Here is a 19,606-nt window from a genome sequence, read left to right on the forward strand (position 1 = left end):
TTTCACGGGTCTTCACTGGGAGCAAGTTCGCCACACTTGTGACGGTATCTGCTTGTTTCTGTAAAGAACCCAAAAATGCCATGCTACGCTGTCGGCCTTGCCGCGCGGCTTCGCTGTGCTGCACCCTTACAAACTGCCATGGCGCCGTGCAGGTGCCGGTGCATTGCCCTCATGCCTTCTGGAAGGAATCGTCCCGTGTCCACCTCTGCCACCCAGTTCAAGCTGACTCCCTCAAGCCACCCACGCAGCGCCGAAGAGCGCGCCAAGATTCTGGAGAAGCCGGGCTTTGGCCTGCACTTTACCGACCACATGGTGGCAGTGCGCTGGGAAAAGGAAACCGGTTGGCATGACGCCGAAGTGATTCCCTACGGTCCCATTTCGCTGGACCCCGCCGCTGCCGTGCTGCACTACGGTCAAGAGATTTTTGAAGGCATCAAGGCCTACCGCCACGCCGATGGCTCCATCTGGACCTTCCGCCCCACGGCCAATGCCCAGCGTATGCAGCGCTCGGCCAAGCGCCTGGCCCTGCCCGAACTGCCCGTGGAGCTGTTTGTCGAATCGCTCAAGCAAATCATCGCCGTGGACAAGGACTGGGTGCCCGGCGGCGAAGAAGCCAGCCTGTACCTGCGCCCCTTCATCATTGGCGATGAAGTCTTCCTGGGCGTGCGCAGCGCGCACAAGGCCAGCTACTACGTGATCGCCAGCCCCGCAGGCCCTTACTTTGCCAAGGGCGTGGCGCCCGTGGCGATCTGGTTGTCGACCGACTTTGCCCGCGCTGCCAAGGGCGGCACCGGCGCTGCAAAGTGCGGCGGCAACTATGCAGCATCCCTGCTGCCCCAGGAGCAAGCCTATGAAAACGGCTGCTCGCAAGTGCTGTTCCTGGACCCCGCCGAAGGCAAGTACCTGGAAGAGCTGGGTGGCATGAATGTCTTCTTGGTCTACGGCAAGGAAAACAAGCTGGTCACCCCCGCCCTGTCCGGCAGTATTCTGGAAGGCATCACCCGCGACTCGATCCTGCAACTGGCACGTGACCGCGGCATGACCGTGGAAGAGCGCAAGGTGTCTGCCGATGAGTGGAAGCAAGGCGTGGCCAGCGGCGACATCACCGAAGTGTTTGCCTGCGGAACGGCTGCCGTCATCACCCCCATTGGTCAGCTCAAGGGCAAGGATTTCTCCGTGGGCGATATCAACGCGCCTGCCGGTGAAGTCACGCTTGCGCTGCGCAAGGAGCTGACCGACATCCAATACGGCCGAGCTGCGGATCGTCACGGTTGGCTGGTACGTCTGGACGCTTAATCCGGTCGCTTATTAGCTTTAGGCTTTAAAAACGCCAGACATCTGAAAAGGTGTCTGGCGTTTTCTTTTGTGCAGGGCTGGTGGTTCAGAGCAAGGCCGAACCGCTGACAACGGTGACGGTGTGGCCGCCCACCCAGAGCTTGCCGTTGCTGCCGGTCTGAACATGGACTTGGCCGTCGCGGCCCACGCACACGCCTTGGGCGGCGATATAGGGCGTTTGCAGCAGGCCTTCGCCCGTCAGCCACTGGGCCAGCGCGGCGTTCAGACTGCCGGTCACAGGGTCTTCGCTGCTGGTTTCGCCAACCAGGGCGCGTACTTCAAGACGTGGCTGCGCAGAAGTCACTTTTTGCTGGGCCGCCTCTTCGGCCTGCTTGGCAAAGGCCCGCGCTTCGCGGCTGGAGCGGCCAATCAGCGGTGCATCATCTTCCACTTCATAGATCGCAGCCAGACCGGCTTTGGCCCCCAGCTTTTTGAGCGCAGCAAAGTCGGGTTCTACGCCCAGCACCGTATCGGGCTCATCCAGCAGCAGGCCCAGCCAGGGCGAGCCGTTGTACAGGCGGCGTGCCATCAAGAGCTGCTCTCGCGCAAGGCCCAGCACCTGCAGCACCGGGACCAGTTCTTCTTCAGACACCTCTTGCGAATCCAGCGATGGAACTTCAAAAAACAGAGCGCCTTGCGCGCTTGTAGTAATGGGAATAAGCCCTTTTTTGCATTCCTGCAGCACTTGATTGGAGTTGTGCGGCTGGCCGCCCTGGGCCAACCAGGCGTGGCAACTGCCCAGCGTGGGGTGACCGGCAAACGCCAGCTCGCCCGCAGGCGTGAAGATGCGCAGCAGATAGTCGGCACCAGCGGCTTGGCCCTCGGCGCTGGGCTGCATCACAAACGTGGTTTCCGACAGGTTGGTCCAGCGTGCAAAAGCCTGCATCTGTGCATCGCTCAGTCCATCGGCATTCAGCACCACGGCGACGGGGTTGCCGAGCAGCGCGGTTTGCGTGAACACGTCCACAGTCATATAGGGACGGGAATAAGCGATGTGGGAAGCAGTGACAGACATGGTCAGCGATTGTCGGCAAAAAGAAAAACCGGCGCTACACGGAGGTTCGTGTCAGGCCGGTTGATAGGGCATGCCGCTTGTCATCGGATATTGGAGACAGCGAGCAAGGGCCCCTCCGCAGCGAGGCTGTCGTACCCCTGGGCTAAGCAGATAGAGCGGGAAGGCGCGTGGCGCCTCAGGGGGAGTCTGGCAATCAGGGGGTGTTGCTGCGAATTGCGTCAGCCAGGGCCGCAATGCCAATATTGATCTGCTCGGCCGACACCGTCACATACGACAGGCGCAGCGTGTTGGCCTGTGCATCGCCAGCATAGAAAGGTGCGCCGGGCACGAAAGCCATATTGCGCTCCACGGCCTTGGCAAGCAGGGCCTGGGCATCCATGCCAGCAGGCAGCTTGACCCACAGGAACATGCCGCCTACGGGGCGCGTCCACTGCACATCCAGACCGGCCATCTCGCGTTCCAGCGCCATCAGCATCACATCGCGCTGCACCTTGTACATGGCGCGAATGGTGGGTACATGGCGGTCCAGAAAGCCGTCCTTGATGACTTCGGCGACCACGCGCTGGTTAAAGCTGGGGGTGTGCAGATCGGCAGCCTGCTTGGCCTGGGTCAGCTTGCCGTACACCGACTTGGGCGCGACGATAAAGCCGATGCGCAGGCCGGGGGCCAGCACCTTGGAGAACGAGCCCATGTAGATCACGCCCTCGGGGTTGCGTGCGGCCAGCGGCAGTGGCGGCTCCTGCTCGTACCAGAGGTCGCCGTAGGGGTTGTCCTCGATCAGCGGAATGTCCAGTTCCTTGGCCTTTTCCACCAGGGCCTGGCGGCGCGCATCGCTCATGGTGCGGCCCGTGGGGTTCTGGAAGTTGGGCAGCACATAGGCCAGGCGGGCCTTGTCGGCGCCGGTGCCGACTTGCTTTTCGAAGTCGTTGATCAGCATGCCTTCGTCGTCGCTGTCCACGCCGACGGCCACGGGCTCCATGGGCGTGAAGGCCTGCAGCGCACCCAGGTAGGTGGGCTTTTCGACCAGCAGGCGGCTGCCCTTGTCCAGAAACACCTTGCCGATCAGGTCCAGTGCCTGCTGGCTGCCGGTGGTGATCAGGATTTGCTCTGGGTCCACATTCCAGGGCAGGAAGTCGGCAATCGCCTGACGCAGCGGGGCAAAGCCTTCGGTGGTGGAGTATTGCAGGGCGGCAGCACCGTCACGCTGCATCACGGCCTGGCATGCCTCGGTGAAGGCATCCAGCGGGAAGGCCTGTGGAGAGGGCAGGCCGCCGGCCATGCTGATGATGCCGGGACGGTCGGTCAGTTTCAGGATTTCGCGGATGGCGGAGGAATTCATCTTGGCAGCACGCTCTGCCAGTTTCCAGGTTGTCATAAAACAGGTCTCGATCTCTACGTCGCCAGTCCCGACGGGGCTGGCCAATGTGCGGTCTCACGCCGTTGTAGGGCATGTGCTGGCAAAAGTGCATTGCTTTTTGCGCAACAGCGGCGGTGCGGATAGCACGGCCACTGCGCTCCAGCAGGTGGGTTTATTGTGTCGCGCCTCGTTTGCCGGTGTGGGCGTGGCGGGCAATTGCGACAAACTGGCCATGGCCCTGTGTAGAGGGCAGCCCAGCAAGAGGATGAAATCAATATACGCCTGAGACCATTACAGAACCTATACAGACAGTCTTACAATTTTGGCTTCTGTATTGGTATCTGCATCAATACAGTCTGACGCCTCAAAAATCATGGCCATTTCCCTCTCCCGTCAAGCGGCACTGACGCTGACCCAGCAACTGGCTGAACGACTGGCCGAGCGCATACGTACCCGGCTGCTGCCTGCCGGCTCGCGCCTGCCATCGGTGCGCGAGTGCGCGCGCCAGCAGGGCGTGAGCCCCTATACCGTGGTCGCCGCTTATGACCTGCTGCAGGCGCAAGGCCTGGTCGAGGCCAGGCCGCAGCGCGGCTTTTTTGTACGAGATATTGCACAAAATCCGCTTCAAACGCAGGATGGACAAGCGCAAGCAGCTATCAAAAAAGCAGAGGCCGATACGCCGCTGGGCTTGGCACCGGGCACGCATGTCAATGCCACCTTGCTGATTCGCGGCATGTTTGTTGAAAGCGTGGCGGGCAAGCCCCAGCCCGGTGCGGGCGTGCTGCCGGCGGAGTGGCTGGATGCGAGCTTTCTGGCTGCCGCCATGCGCAAGGTCACCAGCGGGCCCGCGCTGCGCGAATCGCTGGTGCGCTATGGCGAACCCATGGGCGACAGCAGCCTGCGCGAGGCGCTGGCACGGCGGCTGCGGCGCATCGGCATTGCAGCCGTGCCTGGGCAGATCATCACGACCATGGGTGCCACCCAGGCGCTGGACATTGTCAGCCGCGCTCTGCTGCAGCCCGGCGACCCGGTGATGGTGGAGGAGCCTGGCTGGGCCGTGGAATATGCGCGCCTGCAGGCAATGGGCATGCGCGTGCTGCCTGTGCCACGCGGGCCCGAGGGGCCGGACATGGCCGTGATGCAGCGCTATTGCGAAACCATGGCGCCCAAGCTGTATGTCAGCGTCAGCGTGCTGCACAACCCAACGGGCTACAGCTTGAGTGCGGCCAGCGCCCATGAGGTGCTGCAGATGGCGCAGCGCTACGGTTTCTATGTGGTGGAGGATGACACCTACTGCCACATCGCCCCCGACCATGCGCCGCGCGTGACGGTGCTGGACCGGCTGCAGCGCAGCATCTATGTCAGCGGCTTTGCCAAGGTGCTGGTGCCCAACTGGCGTCTGGGCTATCTGGCTGCACCGCCCGAGCTGGTCGAAAGATTGCTGGATACCAAGCTGCTGTCCACCTTATCTACTCCCACGCCGATGGAGCAGGCGCTGGCCCTGTGCATGGAGCAAGGTCAGCTGCGCCGTCATGCCGAGCGCCTGCGCCAGCATCTGGCACAGGCCAGAACCCGAAGCGTGGCGCTGGCCCAGGCGGCAGGCTGCCGCTTTGTGGCCGAGCCCGCTGGCATGTTTGGCTGGGTGGATACCGGCGTAGATACCGAAGTGCTGACCCAGCTGCTGCTGGACGAGGGCTACATGATTGCGCCCGGCGCCATGTTCCACGCCAGCCGGGGATCGAGCACCTGCATGCGCATCAATTTCGCCACCACGCAGGACGCGGCCTTCTGGCGGGTGTTCGAGCGCGTGGTGAAAAGCCTGCAGGGTGCGGCAGGCGAATGAGTGCAGGGGATATGAGTCTTTTTGCCATCAAACGCTTATGAGGTAAACGCTGATAGCTATGAAAATTGAATGGGGTGGGCAGGTCAGCTGGCCGCGTGATAAATCCGTGCACGGCCGGTCTGTGAAGCGCCGCGCAGGCTGCTTTCATAGGTGCTGTCCTGAGCTGCAGGAACCAGGGCCTGTGTGCGACGCTGGTTGAGTACCGACAGACGTGCCAACTGGTCGCGCATGAGGGCGATGTCAGCATTGAGCTTTTGCGCCCGCTCGCGCAGCTCTGGCGTCCAGTCTTCGGGCGCAAAGCGCTTGACGAGCTGGGCTACAGCCACCATTGCGTCGCGCAGGCGGGTGCTGGATTGCTCCAGCGCAGAGGCATCCGAAGTTTGCAGCGATGCCGAGACGGTCTGAATCACCGCATCCAGCGAGTCGAGCATTTCCTGCAAAGTCATGGTTTCAGCCTCTGAGAATGCTTTCAGGCGCGAGCGTGCACCAGAAATTCTTCCGTGTTGGCCAACAGCTTGTCGGCCACGGCTTCGGCGCTGACGCGGAAGCTGCCATTGGCAATGGCTTCGCGCATGGCCTTGACGCGGTCGGCATCAAAGTCCGTGTTGGTGCGGCTCTGGTTGTCCAGTGCGCGGGCAGACGATGAGAAAGACACGGGCACGCCAGCGGCTCGCTCAGGTAAACCCTTGGTCGATTCTTCGGTGGCAACCGTGGTTGCAGATTTCGGTGCCTGCTTGGCCGCCGCAGCAGCAGCCTGCGGCAGATCCGGCTTGTTACCTATCTTCATGCTGGTTCTCCAATCGCCCTGTATCGGCGTAGGGCGCTGTAGCCTTGCTTTCGACAAGGGCGCGAAAAACTTGAGGGATTTTTGACATGGGTTCAGAAATGTGAGTCATTGCTCTCGATTACTGAACCAGAACCACGCCCTGGGCATTGACTGTTCCCGTCACCAGGCGGCCATTATCCATGCGAACCCGTACTTGCTGCCCCTGTCCTGCGGCGGTCATGGCCTTGCCGGAGGCGGTGACGCTGAAGCCGCCGCCATCAACCATGACCTGTACCGGTGCGCCGGCGCTGAACAGGGCGGGGGAGCGCACCATGTTCTGTCGCAGAGCCTGGCCGGATGCCAGGGCACGGGTCGTCACCATGCCGATGAAGTCCTGTGCGTTGGCAAACACGGGGGCGTTGTCTTCGGCCCAGTCCACCTCGCTGGAGGCGACATCGGCGGCGCTCAGGGTTGTGCCCATGGGGATATTGCCTTGCGCCACCCATGCCGGGCCGTAGGCACGCACGGTAATGGGCAAGAACACATTCCAGTGAACGGAGCCCTGCACGCAGCGCAGACCCAGGCGGGTGCGACCCCAGAGACGGCTGCCCGTGGGCAGATAAGGCTCCACCTTGGCACAGGCCGCCAGGCGCAGGCGTGAATCAAGCTGGCCCATCTGCACTTCCATGCGCAAAGGCATGGGGTTGCTGCCCTGGGGGGAGTCGGCAGAGGGCTGCTGCAGGGCAGCATCCACAAAGCGCTGGCCGATCTGGCTCAGCTGTGCGGCTCCGTCCTGAGCATGCACGCTGCCTGCCAGCATGAGTGAGCCCAGGCACCACGCGGCAGCTGCGCCTTGTAAGCGGCGTAGTGCGAAACGGTGGGTGAAGCGGCCAGACATGCATCAATCCTTGTGTGCGCTCTGCAGTGACAAGAGCTGCAGACGATGGCAGCAAATATAGGGGCGATGGTCTGGCGGTGATGGCTGGAAGAGCCTGCGCATTACCGCTTTCTTCGCGCTTTAGTTTTGCGCCCCGATTTTCATAATCCTCGCATGCCGCAGTCCGTGGACTCAGGCACTTCCGAATTGTTGAAAGCGAGGCTGACATGCTGAACAAAATGACCGAACGACTGGACTTCCAGAGCGAGGCACTGCTGCTGCGCGCAGAGCGCCAGCGTGCCATTGCCAGCAATATTGCCAATGCCGATACGCCCGGCTATGTGGCACGCGACTTCAACTTTCGCGAAGCGCTGATGGCTGCGTCCAGCGGCCCCCAGGCCATGACGCAGGCCAGCACCACGGCAGCCGGCCATATCCCGCTGCAGGCGCAGATGTCGGGCGAGGCGTTCAAGGCCAAGCTGGGCTACGCGGTCAACTCCCAGCCCAGCCTGGACAACAACACCGTGGATCTGGACCGCGAGCGTGCCAATTTTGTGGACAACGCCGTGCGCTACGAGGCCACGCTGCGTTTCATCAACGGCCAGTCCAAGACCATGCTCAGCGCCATACAGGGCCAGTAAGCCCAGGAGTTAACCCATGTCGATGTTTTCCATCTTCAATATTTCGGGCAGTGCGGTCAGCGCCCAGTCGCAGCGTTTGAACGTGGTGGCCTCCAATTTGGCCAACGTCGATGCCGTGGCCGGGCCGGACGGCAGCGTCTACAAGGCCCGCCAGGTGGTGTTTCAGACCGTGCCCATGGGTCATGACGGCAGCGCGGGCGTCAAGGTCAATGCGATCAGTGAAGACGACACGCCTGGTCGCCGTATTCACGACCCCAGCCACCCACTGGCCGATGGCGAAGGCTATGTCACCCATTCCAACGTGAGCGCCGTGGACGAGATGGTCAACATGATCTCGGCCTCGCGCTCCTACCAGAACAACGTGGAAGTCATGAACACGGCCAAGACGCTGCTGCTCAAGACTTTGCAAATGGGCCAGTAAGCCCGGGAACACGCACATGATCTACGGCGCAAGCAGTGTGGACGGCACCACGCTCAACACCAGCAGCAATAACAAGAACTCGGTCACCGACCCCAATGAGGCGCAGGACCGTTTCCTCAAGCTGCTGGTGGCACAGCTGAACAACCAGGACCCCATGAACCCCATGGACAACGCGGAAATGACCTCGCAGATGGCGCAGATCAATACCGTGACCGGTATTCAGCAGCTGAACCAGACCATGCAGTCCATGGCCGGGCAGTTCACCGCCATGCAGATGCTGCAGGGCACCTCCATGATCGGCCGCACCGTGCTGACCGAGGGCAATACCCTGGGCACAGCCGTTGACGGAGCGCACACCGCTGCGTTTGACCTGGAAGGCTCGGCCGCCAGTGTCAAGGTTCAGATCACCACGGCCAGCGGCGAGCTGCTGGACACCATTGATCTGGGTGCTGGGGCGGCAGGGCGCAACTACTTCACCTGGGATGCCGCCGACAAATACAGCGGCGACGCTTCACAGCTGCGCTACTCGGTTCAGGCCACCAATGGCAGCACGGTGGTGGCCTCCACACCGCTGGCGCCGCACGCCGTGATTGCGGCCAATTCGGGCAATGGCAGTCTGATGCTGGAGCTGGACAACGGCGAAGCCATTGCCTACACGGGTGTCAAGGCCGTTTACTGAGTCGCCTTCTAAGTCGCCCTTTTTTACCGATTAATTGCCCCGCAGGAGAACAAGCATGGGTTTCCAACAAGGCCTCTCGGGTCTGAACGCCGCCAGCAAGAATCTGGATGTGATCGGCCACAACATCGCCAACTCCAACACCACGGGTTTCAAATCCTCGCGTGCGGACTTTGCGGAAATGATTGCCAGCGCCATTGGCTCGGCCAGCGGCCAGAGCAGCGGCATCGGCGTGAATGTGGCGGCGGTGTCGCAGCAATTTCGCCAGGGCTCCATTACTTCCACAGGCAACAACCTGGATATCGCCATCAACGGCAACGGCTTCTTCATCGTCAAGCAAAGCGATGGCAGCACGGCCTACACGCGTGCCGGCAACTTCGGCCTAGACAAGGAGGGCAACCTCAAGACCGTGGACAACGACAATGTCATGGGCTATATGGTGGATCCCGCGACCGGCAAGATCCAGTCCGGTGCCACGCCTGTGCCTTTGAGCTTTCCCACAGGCCAGCCCATCCCCGCCAAGCAGACCTCCAAGGTGAATGTGGAGCTGAACTTGGACTCGCGTGCCACGCTGGCTGCGGGGGATGCCACCGCCAACCCACCCATTGCCGCCACACCACGTGCCACCTATGGCACATCGCTCAATGTGTATGACACGCAGGGCACGGCGATCCCCGTCAATCTGTACTTCGAGAAAGATGCGACAGGCAACACCTGGAACATCTTCAACTCCCTGGATCCGGCTGTGGGTCCCATCGGAGTGGCGACTTTTGATGCGAGCGGCAAGCTCACCGGCGTCACACCGGGCACGGGCACTTCGCTGAACCTGAGCATTAACGGCGGCACGGCCAACCCCAATGGGCTGCCGGCCTTCAATGTGGAGCTCGACTTCGGCGGCCTGACCCAGTTCGGCACCAAGTTTGCCGTCAGCAGCCTCAAGCAGGATGGCTATACCTCGGGTGCACTGACCGGCATCAATGTGGGGCGCGACGGCTCCATCGTGGCTTCTTATTCCAACGGTGTCACACGTACCGAAGGCCAGATGGCCTTGGCGGCGTTCACCAACACCCAGGGCCTGGGCTCCATTGGCAACAACAAATGGGTGGCGACGGCGGATTCCGGCCCGGCACTCAATGGCTCGGCCCAGACCGGCACTTTTGGCTCTCTGCAGTCGGGTGCGCTCGAGGAGTCCAACGTGGATCTGACGGCCGAGCTGGTCAACATGATGACGGCGCAGCGCTCGTACCAGGCCAATGCCCAGACCATCAAGACGCAGGACCAGGTGTTCTCGACCTTGGTCAACCTGAGGTAACTCCCTGATAGGGGGACTACGCCCTCGCTGCGGGGCGGCCCTTGCTCGGCGACTCTGGCTCAGGCCACGTCGGTCACGCAAGGCAACGAGCAGCAAAGAGGGCGATTGTTGAGAGCGAAGGAGAGCCAGAATGGATCGAATCATTTACACCAGCATGACGGGCGCCAATGCGGCGGCCCAGCGTCAGGCTGTGCTGGCGCACAACCTGGCCAATGCGGGCACCAATGGCTTTCGGGCCGAGATGTCGACCTTTCGCTCGGTGCCCTTGCAGGGCAGTGGAGCCAGCACACGCGTGTTTGCGCTGGAGGCAACGTCCGGCTATGTCGATGCCCCCGGTCCTGCGCAGCGCACAGGACGGGAGCTGGATGCCATGGCCATGGGGCGAGCCTGGTTTGCCGTGCAGGGGCTGGACGGGCAGGAAGCCTATACGCGCAATGGCGTGTTCGAGATTTCTCCGGAAGGCGTGCTGGTCAACAGCCATGGCTTGCCGGTGCTCTCCGACGGCGGCGCACCGATCGACATCCCTGCCGAGTCGACGATCTCCCTGGGCTCGGATGGCACGCTGACGGCCAAGACCGGCAATCAGCTGCCCGTGGCCGTGGGGCGGGTCAAGCTGGCGACGCCGCCGGTGGATGAGCCTCTGGTGCGCGGCACGGACGGCTATTTCCGCCAGGCTCAAGGCCAGCCTTTGCCCAACGATGAAGCGGCTCGCCTGCTGGCCGGATCGATTGAAGGCTCGAACGTGAATTCGGTCGAAACCATGGTCGGCATGATCGCTGCCTCGCGCCAGTTCGAGCAGCAGATGAAGTTGCTGCAGACCGCTGAAACCAATGACAAATCTGCCAGCCAGCTGCTGAGCCTGAACGGCTGATAACCCAAGGAATACGCCATGATTAACTCGCTGTTTACCGCCAAGACGGGCATGGAAGCCATGCAGACCCAGCTGGATGTGATCTCTCACAACCTGGCCAACGTCTCGACCACCGGCTACAAGCGCGCCAGTGCGCAGTTTCAGGATCTGATCTATCAGAACCTGCGCCAGGCTGGCGGCCAGACCACGGAGCAGACGCAGCACCCGACGGGGCTGGACATTGGTCTGGGCACCAAGGTGATTGGCACCACGCGCGACTTCAAGGCGGGCAGCCAGCAACTGACCAGCAATGCGTTTGATGTGGCCATCAGCGGCAGTGGATTTTTTGAAATTCAGATGCCTGACGGCACCATCGCCTATACCCGCGACGGCACGTTCAAGCCTGATGCCAATGGTCAGCTGGTGAATGCTTCGGGCTATCCGCTGGCGGCGGGGATTTCGATTCCAACATCGCCTGCGCCCGCCTCGGTCACCATCGGCGCAGACGGGGTGGTGAGCATCACCACGGCAGGCAATCCGGCCCCGCAGGCGGTGGGGACGCTGATGCTCAGCCAGTTCGTCAATCCGGCAGGCTTGCAGCCGGTGGGTGAAAACCTGTACCGCGAATCGGCGGCTTCGGGCCCACCTCAGCAAGGCACACCGGGCACCAACGGTCTGGGAACGCTCCAGCAGGGCTATCTGGAAGCCTCGAACGTCAACGTGGTGCAGGAGCTGGTGACCATGATCCAGACCCAGCGCGCCTACGAAATGAACTCCAAGGCCATCCAGACCTCCGACCAGATGCTGGCTAAGCTGGCGCAGCTCTGATTGATCACTATGTATTGAGGAGCTGCTTGCGCTTGATGGATGGCGTTTTCATGTGCAATTGACATTGAATTCGTTGTGAGACAAGCGCTAGAAGCTCTTTATTCAATAGCGCGCTGTTGCGCGTACCAGGGGCACAAGGTCCAAGCACCTGACTGCCAAGGACTTGCCGCCATGTTCAAAGCCACCGTTTTCAATGCATCCACCGCAAGCGCTATCGCCATGGCCTTGCTCGCTTCCGGTTGTGCGCTTTCGCCCAATGCACCGCCGCCCGTGGATATGCCGGTGGCCACCACACCGCCCGTGCTGCAGCCGCGCGAGCAGGTGGCCGAAGCGCCTACGGGCAGCCTGTTCAATGCCTCGCGCTACCGCCCTGCCTTTGAAGACCGCCGGGCACGCCTGGTGGGCGATCTGGTGACGGTGCAGATCGTGGAGAGTGTGACGGCACGCCAGAACCAGGACTCCGGCGTGAGCCGCAAGAACAGCCTGGGCGCCGGTGTCTCTGCACTGCCTTTCTTCAAGGGCGGCGCGACCCAGACGATCAAGGACAGCCTCAATGCCGAGCTGAGTAGCAAGTCCGATTTTTCGGGCAAAGGCTCCACCAGCAATGTGAACACCTTTACCGGCACCATCAGCACGACGGTGGTGGATGTACTGCCCAACGGCCATCTGGTGGTGGCCGGCGAGAAGCAGGTGGGCGTGAACCAGAACGTCGATGTGCTGCGCTTTACGGGCACGGTGGACCCACGCTCGCTGCGCCCCGGCAGCACCGTGGCATCGAACCAGGTGGCCAATGTGCGCATCGAGTCGCGCGGCCGTGGCCAGGGTAGCGAAGCCCAGTCAATTGGCTGGTTGTCACGGTTCTTTTTGAACGTTATGCCGTTCTGATTCTTCCGAGAATGGGCAGTATGAAAGTACTGTCCACGCTCCTGTCACTGCGTCCGGCAAGCACCGCCATTCTGGTGCTGGCTGCCCTGGGCGCCAGCGGGCTCACCGTGCCTGCGCATGCCACACGCATCAAGGAGGTGGCAGCCATTCAGGGGGTGCGCAGCAACCAGTTGACGGGTTATGGCCTGGTGGTAGGCCTCGATGGAACGGGCGACCAGACCACGCAGATGCCCTATACCAAGCAGGCCCTGGCCAACTATCTGGAGCAGATGGGCATCTCGCTGCCAGCTACCGGCAATAGCGGGCAGCTGCAGCTCAAGAACGTGGCCGCCGTCATCGTCACGGCCGAGCTGCCTGCGTTTGCGCAGCCGGGCCAGTCCATTGACATCAATGTCTCTTCCATGGGCAACGCCAAGTCGCTCAAGGGCGGCACGCTGGTGGCCACACCGCTGCGCGGTGCCGATGGCGAGATCTATGCGCTGGCCCAGGGCAATGTGGTGGTGGGCGGCGCGGGTGCTGCGGCCGGTGGCTCCAAGGTACAGGTCAATCACCTCAATGCAGGCCGCGTGCCGCAGGGCGCGCAGGTAGAGCGCGCCGTCAGCTCTCCGCTTCAGCAGGGCAATACGATCACGCTGGGTCTGAATCAGACCGACTTCCAGACCGCCGACAAGATGGTGCGCGCCATCAACCAGCGCATGGGCGCAGGCACGGCCATGGCACTGGACGGCCGCACGGTGCAGGTCAATGCGCCGCTGGATCCCGGCTCGCGCGTGCGCATGATTGCCGAGATCCAGGAAATGCCTATCGAGACTTCCAAGCCGGCGGCCAAGGTCGTCATCAATGCACGCACCGGCTCTATCGTGCTCAATCAGGCGGTGACGCTGGGGCCTTGCGCCATTGCGCACGGCAATCTGTCTATCACCATCAGCAGCACGCCCGTTATCAGTCAGCCTGCGCCGTTCTCGCAAGGGCAGACTGTGGTGGCGCAGAAGTCAGACATTCAGGTCAAGCAGGAGCCCGGCAAGGTCATCAGCATGCCCAGCTCGCCGCAGCTGACCGATGTGGTGCGGGCACTGAATTCTCTGGGGGCTACGCCGCAGGATCTGCTGGCCATTTTGCAGGCCATCAAGGCCGCAGGCGCCATGGAAGCCGAGCTGGAGGTGATATGAGTACATCGCTGCCCCATTCTTCGATGCTTGCGGCCAGCAATGCTCTGGCCGTTGATGCACGGTCGCTCAATGCTCTGAAAACTGCAGCGGGAGAGAACAATCCACAAGCCGCGCGTGAGACGGCCAAACAGCTTGAGTCGCTGTTCATGCGCGAGATGATCAAGAGCATGCGCGAAGCGACCATGAAGTCCGGTCTGCTCGATAGTGCGCAGGGCAACCTCAGCACCGACTTGCTCGATCAGCAGCTGTCCGTTGCCATGGCCGGCCAGCCCGGTGGCCTGACGGACGCCATCAGCAAGCAGCTGGCGCGCAGCATGGGGGTCGAAGCAGCTGAAGATGCCGAAATTGCCGTGCCCTCCACACTGAGCATGAGCCGCAGCGCCTGGCGCAATGTGGGTGGCAGTGGTGTCTGGAGCGGTCAGCGCACGCAGGCGGCCCAGTCCATCAATGCCTATGCGCCCGCCCCCAAGGGGCGCGATAACTTTGTCAGGGCACACAACGCCGCCGCACAGCGCGTGGCCGCTGAAAGCGGCATTCCTGCGCACTACATGATTGGTCAGGCGGGGCACGAAACCGGCTGGGGCAAGAGTGAGATCCGCAACAAGGATGGCAGCAACTCCTTCAACCTGTTCGGCATCAAGGCCGGCGGCAGCTGGAAGGGCAAGGTGGCTGAGATCACGACCACCGAATACATCAACGGCTCGCCCAAGAAGATCACGGCCAAGTTCCGCGCCTATGCCTCGTATGAGGAGTCCTTCCGCGACTATGCGCGCCTGATCGGCACCAATCCGCGCTATGAAAAGGCCATGGGCCAGACCGGCTCAGCGCATGCCTATGCCAGCGAGCTGCAAAAGGCCGGCTATGCCACCGATCCGGCCTATGCTCAGAAGCTCAGCCGCGCCATCCAGAGCGTGGTGCAGGTCCATGCGGCCAGCGCAGCCAACAACAGCACCCATGTCGCCAGCCGCCTCAGCGGCAGCGCCCGTGCAGCACAGATCAACAAGATCACCGAGAACCAGTCATGAGTCTTTTGAACGTGGGCGCACGCGCCCTGATGGCCAACCAGATTGCCTTGCAGACGGCAGGGCACAACATTGCCAACGTCAACACCGCCGGCTATTCGCGCCAGACCGTGGCTTTTCAGAGCTCGGCCGGGCAGAACATGGGCAATGGCTATATCGGCAATGGCGCCGATGTGGCCACTATCCAGCGCAATTTCAGCGAACTGCTTAATCGCCAGGCGACTGCCGCCAAGGCTGCAAGCGCTGCAGATGCTGCACGTTCACAGTCGCTCAATCAGCTGCAGGAAGTGTTTTCCGGTGGCAGCAACGGCCTGGGCGCAGCCATCAACGACATGATGAATGCGTTTGCCGATGTGAGCAGCGCGCCTACGGACTCCTCGGCGCGGCAGGTGGTGCTGACACGCATGAACGAGCTTGCGGCACGCTTTCGCTCGGCTTCGGCGCAGCTTGACGAGATGGACTACAGCACACGCCAGCAGATGAGCAATGACGTGAACGTGGTCAACAGCCTGTCCGAGCAGGTTGCGGCGCTCAATGGCCAGATCAGCCGTGCCATTGCCACCGGACACACGCCGAACGATCTGCTCGATCAGCGCGATCAGCTGGTGCGAGACATCAACCAATATGTACAGACCACGCAGGTGGATGCAGGCGATGGCTCTATCAGCCTGTTTGTCGGCGGCAGCCAGCCTCTGGTGCTGGGCCTGAGTGCGGCCAAGCTGAGCATGCAGGAGTCCACGCAGTACCCCGGCAGCGGCAAGATGAGCCTGTACTTTCAGCAGCAAAGTGGGCAGCCCGTGGAGCTGACGCCTGCCATGGCTGGGGGCGGCGAGATTGCCGGTCTGCTGCAATTCCAGAACAGCGATCTGAGCGAAGGCCGCAACCTGCTGGGACGTATGGTGATTGCGGTTGGTGACACCCTGAACACGCAAAACCAGCTGGGCCTGACTCTGACGGGGCAAAAGGGCGGGGCGCTGTTCAATATTCCCATGACCACCCAGGGCTCCACCACGGGTGCTCAATGGGCGCAGCCCGATACGCCGACTGTCACGGTCACGGATTCCGGTGCGCTCAAGGCATCCGATTACAAGATCGTGTTCGGCAACGACGCCCCCAAGGGCCAGGTCGTGCGACTGTCGGATGGACAGGCCACAAGCTTCAATGACCTCGACGAGCTGCGCGGCCTGAGCATCGACGGACTGCAGTTCGACCTCAAGAGCGAAGGCAAGCCTGGGCAGTCCGTGCTGTTTCAGCCCATGTCCTCGGCGGCGCATGATATTGAGACCATGGTGCACTCCGGCAATGATCTGGCGGTGGCCAATCCGGTGTCGGCCAAGATCAATTCCCTGGGCGATGCAGCGATTCGCATGTCCAGTCTGGTGGTGGAAAAGGGCTTTTCCGGCTCGGTGCCAGCGGGCACGAAGCTGTCCTTTACGAGCGGCGCCAATGGCGAGGTGAACTACACCATCACCCCAGCTCCTGCCGGTGTCCCCGCCACGGGAACCTATATCTCCGGGCAGGCGATTGAGCTGGCTCCGGGGCTGAAAGTGACGCTGACCGGAACGCCTGCTATTGACGGTGTCAACAGCGACAGCGTGAGCTTTGACGCGAACACTTTCTATGGCTCGGATACCGGCAATGCCAGCGCATTCCTGGCGCTGCGCGATTCCGTGATCTTTGATGGGGCCACTACGCTCAGCGATGGTTTCTCTGCTGCCATGGCCCAGGTCGGAACACGCACCCAGAGTGCGGCCTATGCGGCCAAGCTGTCGGACTCCATTGCCAAGAATCTGGAAGCAGACCGCACGGCCGTGTCCGGCGTCAATCTGGACGAAGAAGCGGCCAAGCTGCTTCAGTTTCAGCAGGCCTATCAGGCCTCGGCCAAGATGCTGCAGGTGGCTCAGGGCATTTTTGACAGCGTGATCCAGGCCGTTGGCCGTTAACCCCGTACCGCCGGAGAGCAGACATGAGCATCAACCGCATTGGCACGGCCAATATGTATGACAGCACCATCAACAACCTGGGCTCGCGCCAGAGCAGCCTGGTGGATCTGATGGAAAAGACCACGGCGGGCAAGCGCGTGCTGCGCGCCAGCGATGACCCGGTGGCTGCGGCCCAGGCCGAGCGGGCACGTACGCGCATTACGCGCTCCGAAAATGATCAGCGCGTGCTGGGAGCTCAGCGCGATGTGATTGCCCAGGGGGAGTCCGAGCTGGGCAAGGCCCATGGGGCGCTGCAGGATTTTCGTGACTTGCTGGTGCAGGCGGGCAATGGCTCGTATGACCAGGTGGCGCGTGATGCCCTGGTGCAGCAGATGGAGAGCCTGCGCGAGCAGATTCTGGGCTATGCCAATGCCAAGGATTCCAACGGTCTGCCTATCTTTCGCGGGCTGGGTGGCTCCGACACCCCTTTGCAAAGCGTGCCCCCCGGCGCGCAAGCCTCGTTCAACCCCGGCCAGAACACCGGCAGCGACAACGGCCTGCCCATTGCGCTGGACGGCTTTTCCACCTGGCTCAATGTGCCTACGGGCAATGGCGTGTTTGAAGTGGGTAGCGGCACTGGCAACTCGGGCAAGGCCTGGGTCGATGTGGGCTCGGTCACCGACCCCAGTCTGGTTACAGGCGACAGCTACAGCCTAGTGTTCAGCAAGGATGCAGCCACCGGCGTTGTCAGTTACGAGGTCAATCTGGTGCCTGCGGGCGCCACGCCGGTAAAGACGGGCACGTACAAGGACGGCGAGGCCATCGTCGTCAATGGCCAGCAAATCACCATCAAGGGCCAGCCTGCGGATGGCGACAGCTTCAGCATGAGTCCCAGCAAGCGCACCGATGTGTTCACCGTGCTGGATCAGGCCATTGCCACGGTCAAGGCAGGCACCACGGGCTCCACCGCGCTGCAGCAGGGTTTGGGCCGTGCAATGAGCGAGCTGGATGCGGGCATGAACCGCGTGCAGGCCATGCGCAGCTATGCCGGTGACCAGCTCAACCGTGCGGATCGCCTGGAGTCGGACATGAAGGATCAGGCGCTGACGCAGGAGGGCGCACGCTCGCGTGCTGAAGATATCGATATGATCACGGCGCTGTCAGATATAGAGACGCAAAAGGTGGGCTTGCAGGCAGCGCTGCAGTCGTATGCGCAAATGCAAAAGCTCTCCTTGTTCAACTACATCGGCTGATACTGGCGGGTGTTCCCGCCATCATGTTCTGCCGTTTATCTGTCCAAATTTTTCATGGTTCAGTCTGCACTCAGCTCTTTGACTCTCGGTTATCAGCCGCTGTGGAGCCGTGCACGGCGCCTGGCCGGTATTCAGCTCTATGTGCATGAAGAGCCGGGCTGCAACGCAGACATGGCGCACTTTCTGCGCAGCGTCAATGAATACTGGAGCGGGCAGGCCCCTCCCTTGCTGATTTCCGCCCAGTCACGCCAGGTGCTGTGCAGCCTGCTGGAACATGCCCCGGCAGGCAGCCCGTGGATAGAAGTACGCGGCGACTGGCTGCAGCAGGACGAAGGCATTCATCAACTGGTGCAAAAGGCCAGGGCGCGTGGGCTGATGCTGGTCTGGGGAGGTTCTCTGGCGGACGTGCCGGACGCCGATGCCGCCCGCAACTTTGCCAGCAGCCTGCTGAGTGTGCCGCCTGAAGGAGCGGGCGGAATCGCGAATACCGTGCGCGCGCTGCAGCAGCCCCGCAGTGAGAGCAAGGAGGCGGCAGCCGAATTCTTTGCGGCGGCCCCGCTGAGTCTGCTCAACGGCCAGATGTACCGCGGCCTGCAAAGTCTGGAGCTGGCGCGTGCCTGTCTGGACGGACATGAGGCGGCAGCCCTGGCCGGCTGGCCCGTGGCGGACACCATACAGGCCTTCCGGCTGCAGCAGCCGCAGCCATCAAGGGATGCGCTGTTCAGGTTGATGAAGGCCATCGACAAAGAGCAGTCGCTCGATGTGATGGAAGATATTCTGGGCTCAGACCCGGTGCTGGCCTATCGCTTTTTGCTCTATACCAACTCGGCGGCGCTGGGCCTGCGTCGCGGTGTGGATTCGCTGCGCCGCGGACTGGTCATGCTGGGACTGGGCACGCTGGAGCGCTGGCTGGCCGACCAGCTGCCACATGCTTGCACGGAGCAGGATCTGGTGCCCATGCGCAGCCAGATTGTGCTCAGGGCCAGACTGGCCGAGCGGCTGATCGAGGCAGGCGTCAGTCTTGATCTGCAGCGTGAGATGTATTTGTGCAGCCTGTTCTCGCAGCTCGATCTGCTGCTGCACGAGCCGGTGGTCAATATCTTGCGCCGCACGCCGCTCAATGAGCGCATCTTTGATGCCATCGTTTCGCGCACAGGCCCTTATGCCGGAGTGCTGCAGATGAGTCAGGCGCTGGAGGGCAGTGATGCAGGCCCGATTCGCCAGTTGCGCGAGCAGGAGGAGTGGGAGACCGAAGACCTCAACCGCCTGCTGCTGCGCATGCTCAGCGAGCTCAAGCTGGGCATGCCGCAAACGCTGGCCTGATTTTTGATGAAAATGGGCTTGCGCCTATATCTGACAAGCGCAAGAAGCTATCAAATTAATGAATCTGAGGTTGCATAGTCGCGCATAAACAGGGCTTGGCTGCCGCTTATC

Annotated in this window: 19 protein-coding genes; 14 read left to right on the forward strand and 5 right to left on the reverse strand. The window is 62.0% G+C overall.

Annotated features, from left to right (window positions below; all coding sequences use genetic code 11):
- Window positions 1–195: 195 nt before the first annotated feature.
- Window positions 196–1,296, forward strand: coding sequence for a branched-chain amino acid aminotransferase (locus AC2I9W_RS09870; protein WP_486409794.1), 1,101 nt, complete (start codon window positions 196–198; stop codon window positions 1,294–1,296).
- 85 nt (window positions 1,297–1,381) lie between these two features.
- Here AC2I9W_RS09870 and AC2I9W_RS09875 read toward each other — a convergent pair whose 3' ends face one another.
- Together AC2I9W_RS09875 and AC2I9W_RS09880 are read right to left on the reverse strand one after the other, a co-directional pair.
- Entirely contained in the window at window positions 1,382–2,308 is a 927-nt protein-coding gene (locus tag AC2I9W_RS09875; protein WP_486409852.1) for a PhzF family phenazine biosynthesis protein, read from the reverse strand.
- Window positions 2,309–2,543: 235 nt separating this feature from the next.
- Window positions 2,544–3,725, reverse strand: coding sequence for an aminotransferase-like domain-containing protein (locus AC2I9W_RS09880; RefSeq protein WP_486409795.1), 1,182 nt, complete (start codon window positions 3,723–3,725; stop codon window positions 2,544–2,546).
- A gap of 355 nt (window positions 3,726–4,080) precedes the next feature.
- Between AC2I9W_RS09880 and AC2I9W_RS09885 the strand changes: the two genes are divergently transcribed.
- Window positions 4,081–5,550: an aminotransferase-like domain-containing protein gene (locus tag AC2I9W_RS09885; RefSeq protein ID WP_158389035.1), complete on the forward strand. Its 1,470-nt coding sequence runs from the start codon at window positions 4,081–4,083 to the stop codon at window positions 5,548–5,550.
- An 83-nt stretch (window positions 5,551–5,633) separates the two neighbouring features.
- On the opposite strand, the gene AC2I9W_RS09890 is transcribed toward AC2I9W_RS09885, so the two are convergent.
- The 3 genes from AC2I9W_RS09890 to flgA form a co-directional block, all read right to left on the reverse strand.
- On the reverse strand, window positions 5,634–5,996 hold the full coding sequence (locus AC2I9W_RS09890; RefSeq protein WP_486409796.1) for a hypothetical protein: 363 nt from the start codon (window positions 5,994–5,996) through the stop codon (window positions 5,634–5,636).
- Between the two features lie 23 nt (window positions 5,997–6,019).
- Window positions 6,020–6,337 (reverse strand): flagellar biosynthesis anti-sigma factor FlgM, encoded by a 318-nt coding sequence (gene flgM, locus AC2I9W_RS09895; RefSeq protein WP_158389040.1) that lies wholly within the window; start codon window positions 6,335–6,337, stop codon window positions 6,020–6,022.
- A 118-nt stretch (window positions 6,338–6,455) separates the two neighbouring features.
- Entirely contained in the window at window positions 6,456–7,214 is a 759-nt protein-coding gene (gene flgA, locus AC2I9W_RS09900) for a flagellar basal body P-ring formation chaperone FlgA (protein WP_486409797.1), read from the reverse strand.
- 206 nt (window positions 7,215–7,420) lie between these two features.
- Here flgA and flgB point away from each other — a divergent pair, with 206 nt between their 5' ends.
- The 12 genes from flgB (at window position 7,421) to AC2I9W_RS09960 (ending at window position 19,495) form a co-directional block, all read left to right on the forward strand.
- On the forward strand, window positions 7,421–7,834 hold the full coding sequence (flgB, locus tag AC2I9W_RS09905) for a flagellar basal body rod protein FlgB (RefSeq protein WP_486409798.1): 414 nt from the start codon (window positions 7,421–7,423) through the stop codon (window positions 7,832–7,834).
- Window positions 7,835–7,850: 16 nt separating this feature from the next.
- The gene (gene flgC / locus AC2I9W_RS09910) at window positions 7,851–8,255 is read left to right on the forward strand and encodes a flagellar basal body rod protein FlgC (protein ID WP_158389046.1); all 405 of its coding nucleotides are present in this window, start codon (window positions 7,851–7,853) and stop codon (window positions 8,253–8,255) included.
- A 16-nt stretch (window positions 8,256–8,271) separates the two neighbouring features.
- Entirely contained in the window at window positions 8,272–8,934 is a 663-nt protein-coding gene (locus tag AC2I9W_RS09915) for a flagellar hook assembly protein FlgD (RefSeq protein WP_486409799.1), read from the forward strand.
- Window positions 8,935–8,989: 55 nt separating this feature from the next.
- Window positions 8,990–10,243 (forward strand): flagellar hook protein FlgE, encoded by a 1,254-nt coding sequence (gene flgE / locus AC2I9W_RS09920; RefSeq protein WP_486409800.1) that lies wholly within the window; start codon window positions 8,990–8,992, stop codon window positions 10,241–10,243.
- Between the two features lie 130 nt (window positions 10,244–10,373).
- On the forward strand, window positions 10,374–11,114 hold the full coding sequence (locus AC2I9W_RS09925) for a flagellar basal body rod protein FlgF (protein ID WP_158389052.1): 741 nt from the start codon (window positions 10,374–10,376) through the stop codon (window positions 11,112–11,114).
- 18 nt (window positions 11,115–11,132) lie between these two features.
- Complete coding sequence (gene flgG / locus AC2I9W_RS09930; protein WP_486409801.1) at window positions 11,133–11,921, forward strand: flagellar basal-body rod protein FlgG; 789 nt, start codon at window positions 11,133–11,135, stop codon at window positions 11,919–11,921.
- A gap of 171 nt (window positions 11,922–12,092) precedes the next feature.
- On the forward strand, window positions 12,093–12,806 hold the full coding sequence (locus AC2I9W_RS09935) for a flagellar basal body L-ring protein FlgH (RefSeq protein WP_486409802.1): 714 nt from the start codon (window positions 12,093–12,095) through the stop codon (window positions 12,804–12,806).
- A gap of 20 nt (window positions 12,807–12,826) precedes the next feature.
- On the forward strand, window positions 12,827–13,975 hold the full coding sequence (locus tag AC2I9W_RS09940) for a flagellar basal body P-ring protein FlgI (RefSeq protein WP_486409803.1): 1,149 nt from the start codon (window positions 12,827–12,829) through the stop codon (window positions 13,973–13,975).
- On the forward strand, window positions 13,972–15,000 hold the full coding sequence (gene flgJ / locus AC2I9W_RS09945) for a flagellar assembly peptidoglycan hydrolase FlgJ (RefSeq protein ID WP_486409804.1): 1,029 nt from the start codon (window positions 13,972–13,974) through the stop codon (window positions 14,998–15,000). The genes AC2I9W_RS09940 and flgJ overlap by 4 nt, the downstream gene beginning before the upstream one ends.
- A complete protein-coding gene (flgK, locus tag AC2I9W_RS09950; protein WP_486409805.1) occupies window positions 14,997–16,940 on the forward strand; it encodes a flagellar hook-associated protein FlgK in 1,944 nt (647 codons plus the stop codon). Before flgJ ends, flgK begins: the two co-directional genes overlap by 4 nt.
- Before the next feature lie 23 nt (window positions 16,941–16,963).
- Window positions 16,964–18,172 (forward strand): flagellar hook-associated protein FlgL, encoded by a 1,209-nt coding sequence (gene flgL / locus AC2I9W_RS09955; protein ID WP_486409806.1) that lies wholly within the window; start codon window positions 16,964–16,966, stop codon window positions 18,170–18,172.
- Between the two features lie 54 nt (window positions 18,173–18,226).
- Complete coding sequence (locus tag AC2I9W_RS09960) at window positions 18,227–19,495, forward strand: HDOD domain-containing protein (protein WP_486409807.1); 1,269 nt, start codon at window positions 18,227–18,229, stop codon at window positions 19,493–19,495.
- Window positions 19,496–19,606 lie beyond the last annotated feature (111 nt).

It is taken from the genome of Comamonas sp. FUJ_7 (assembly GCF_057369555.1).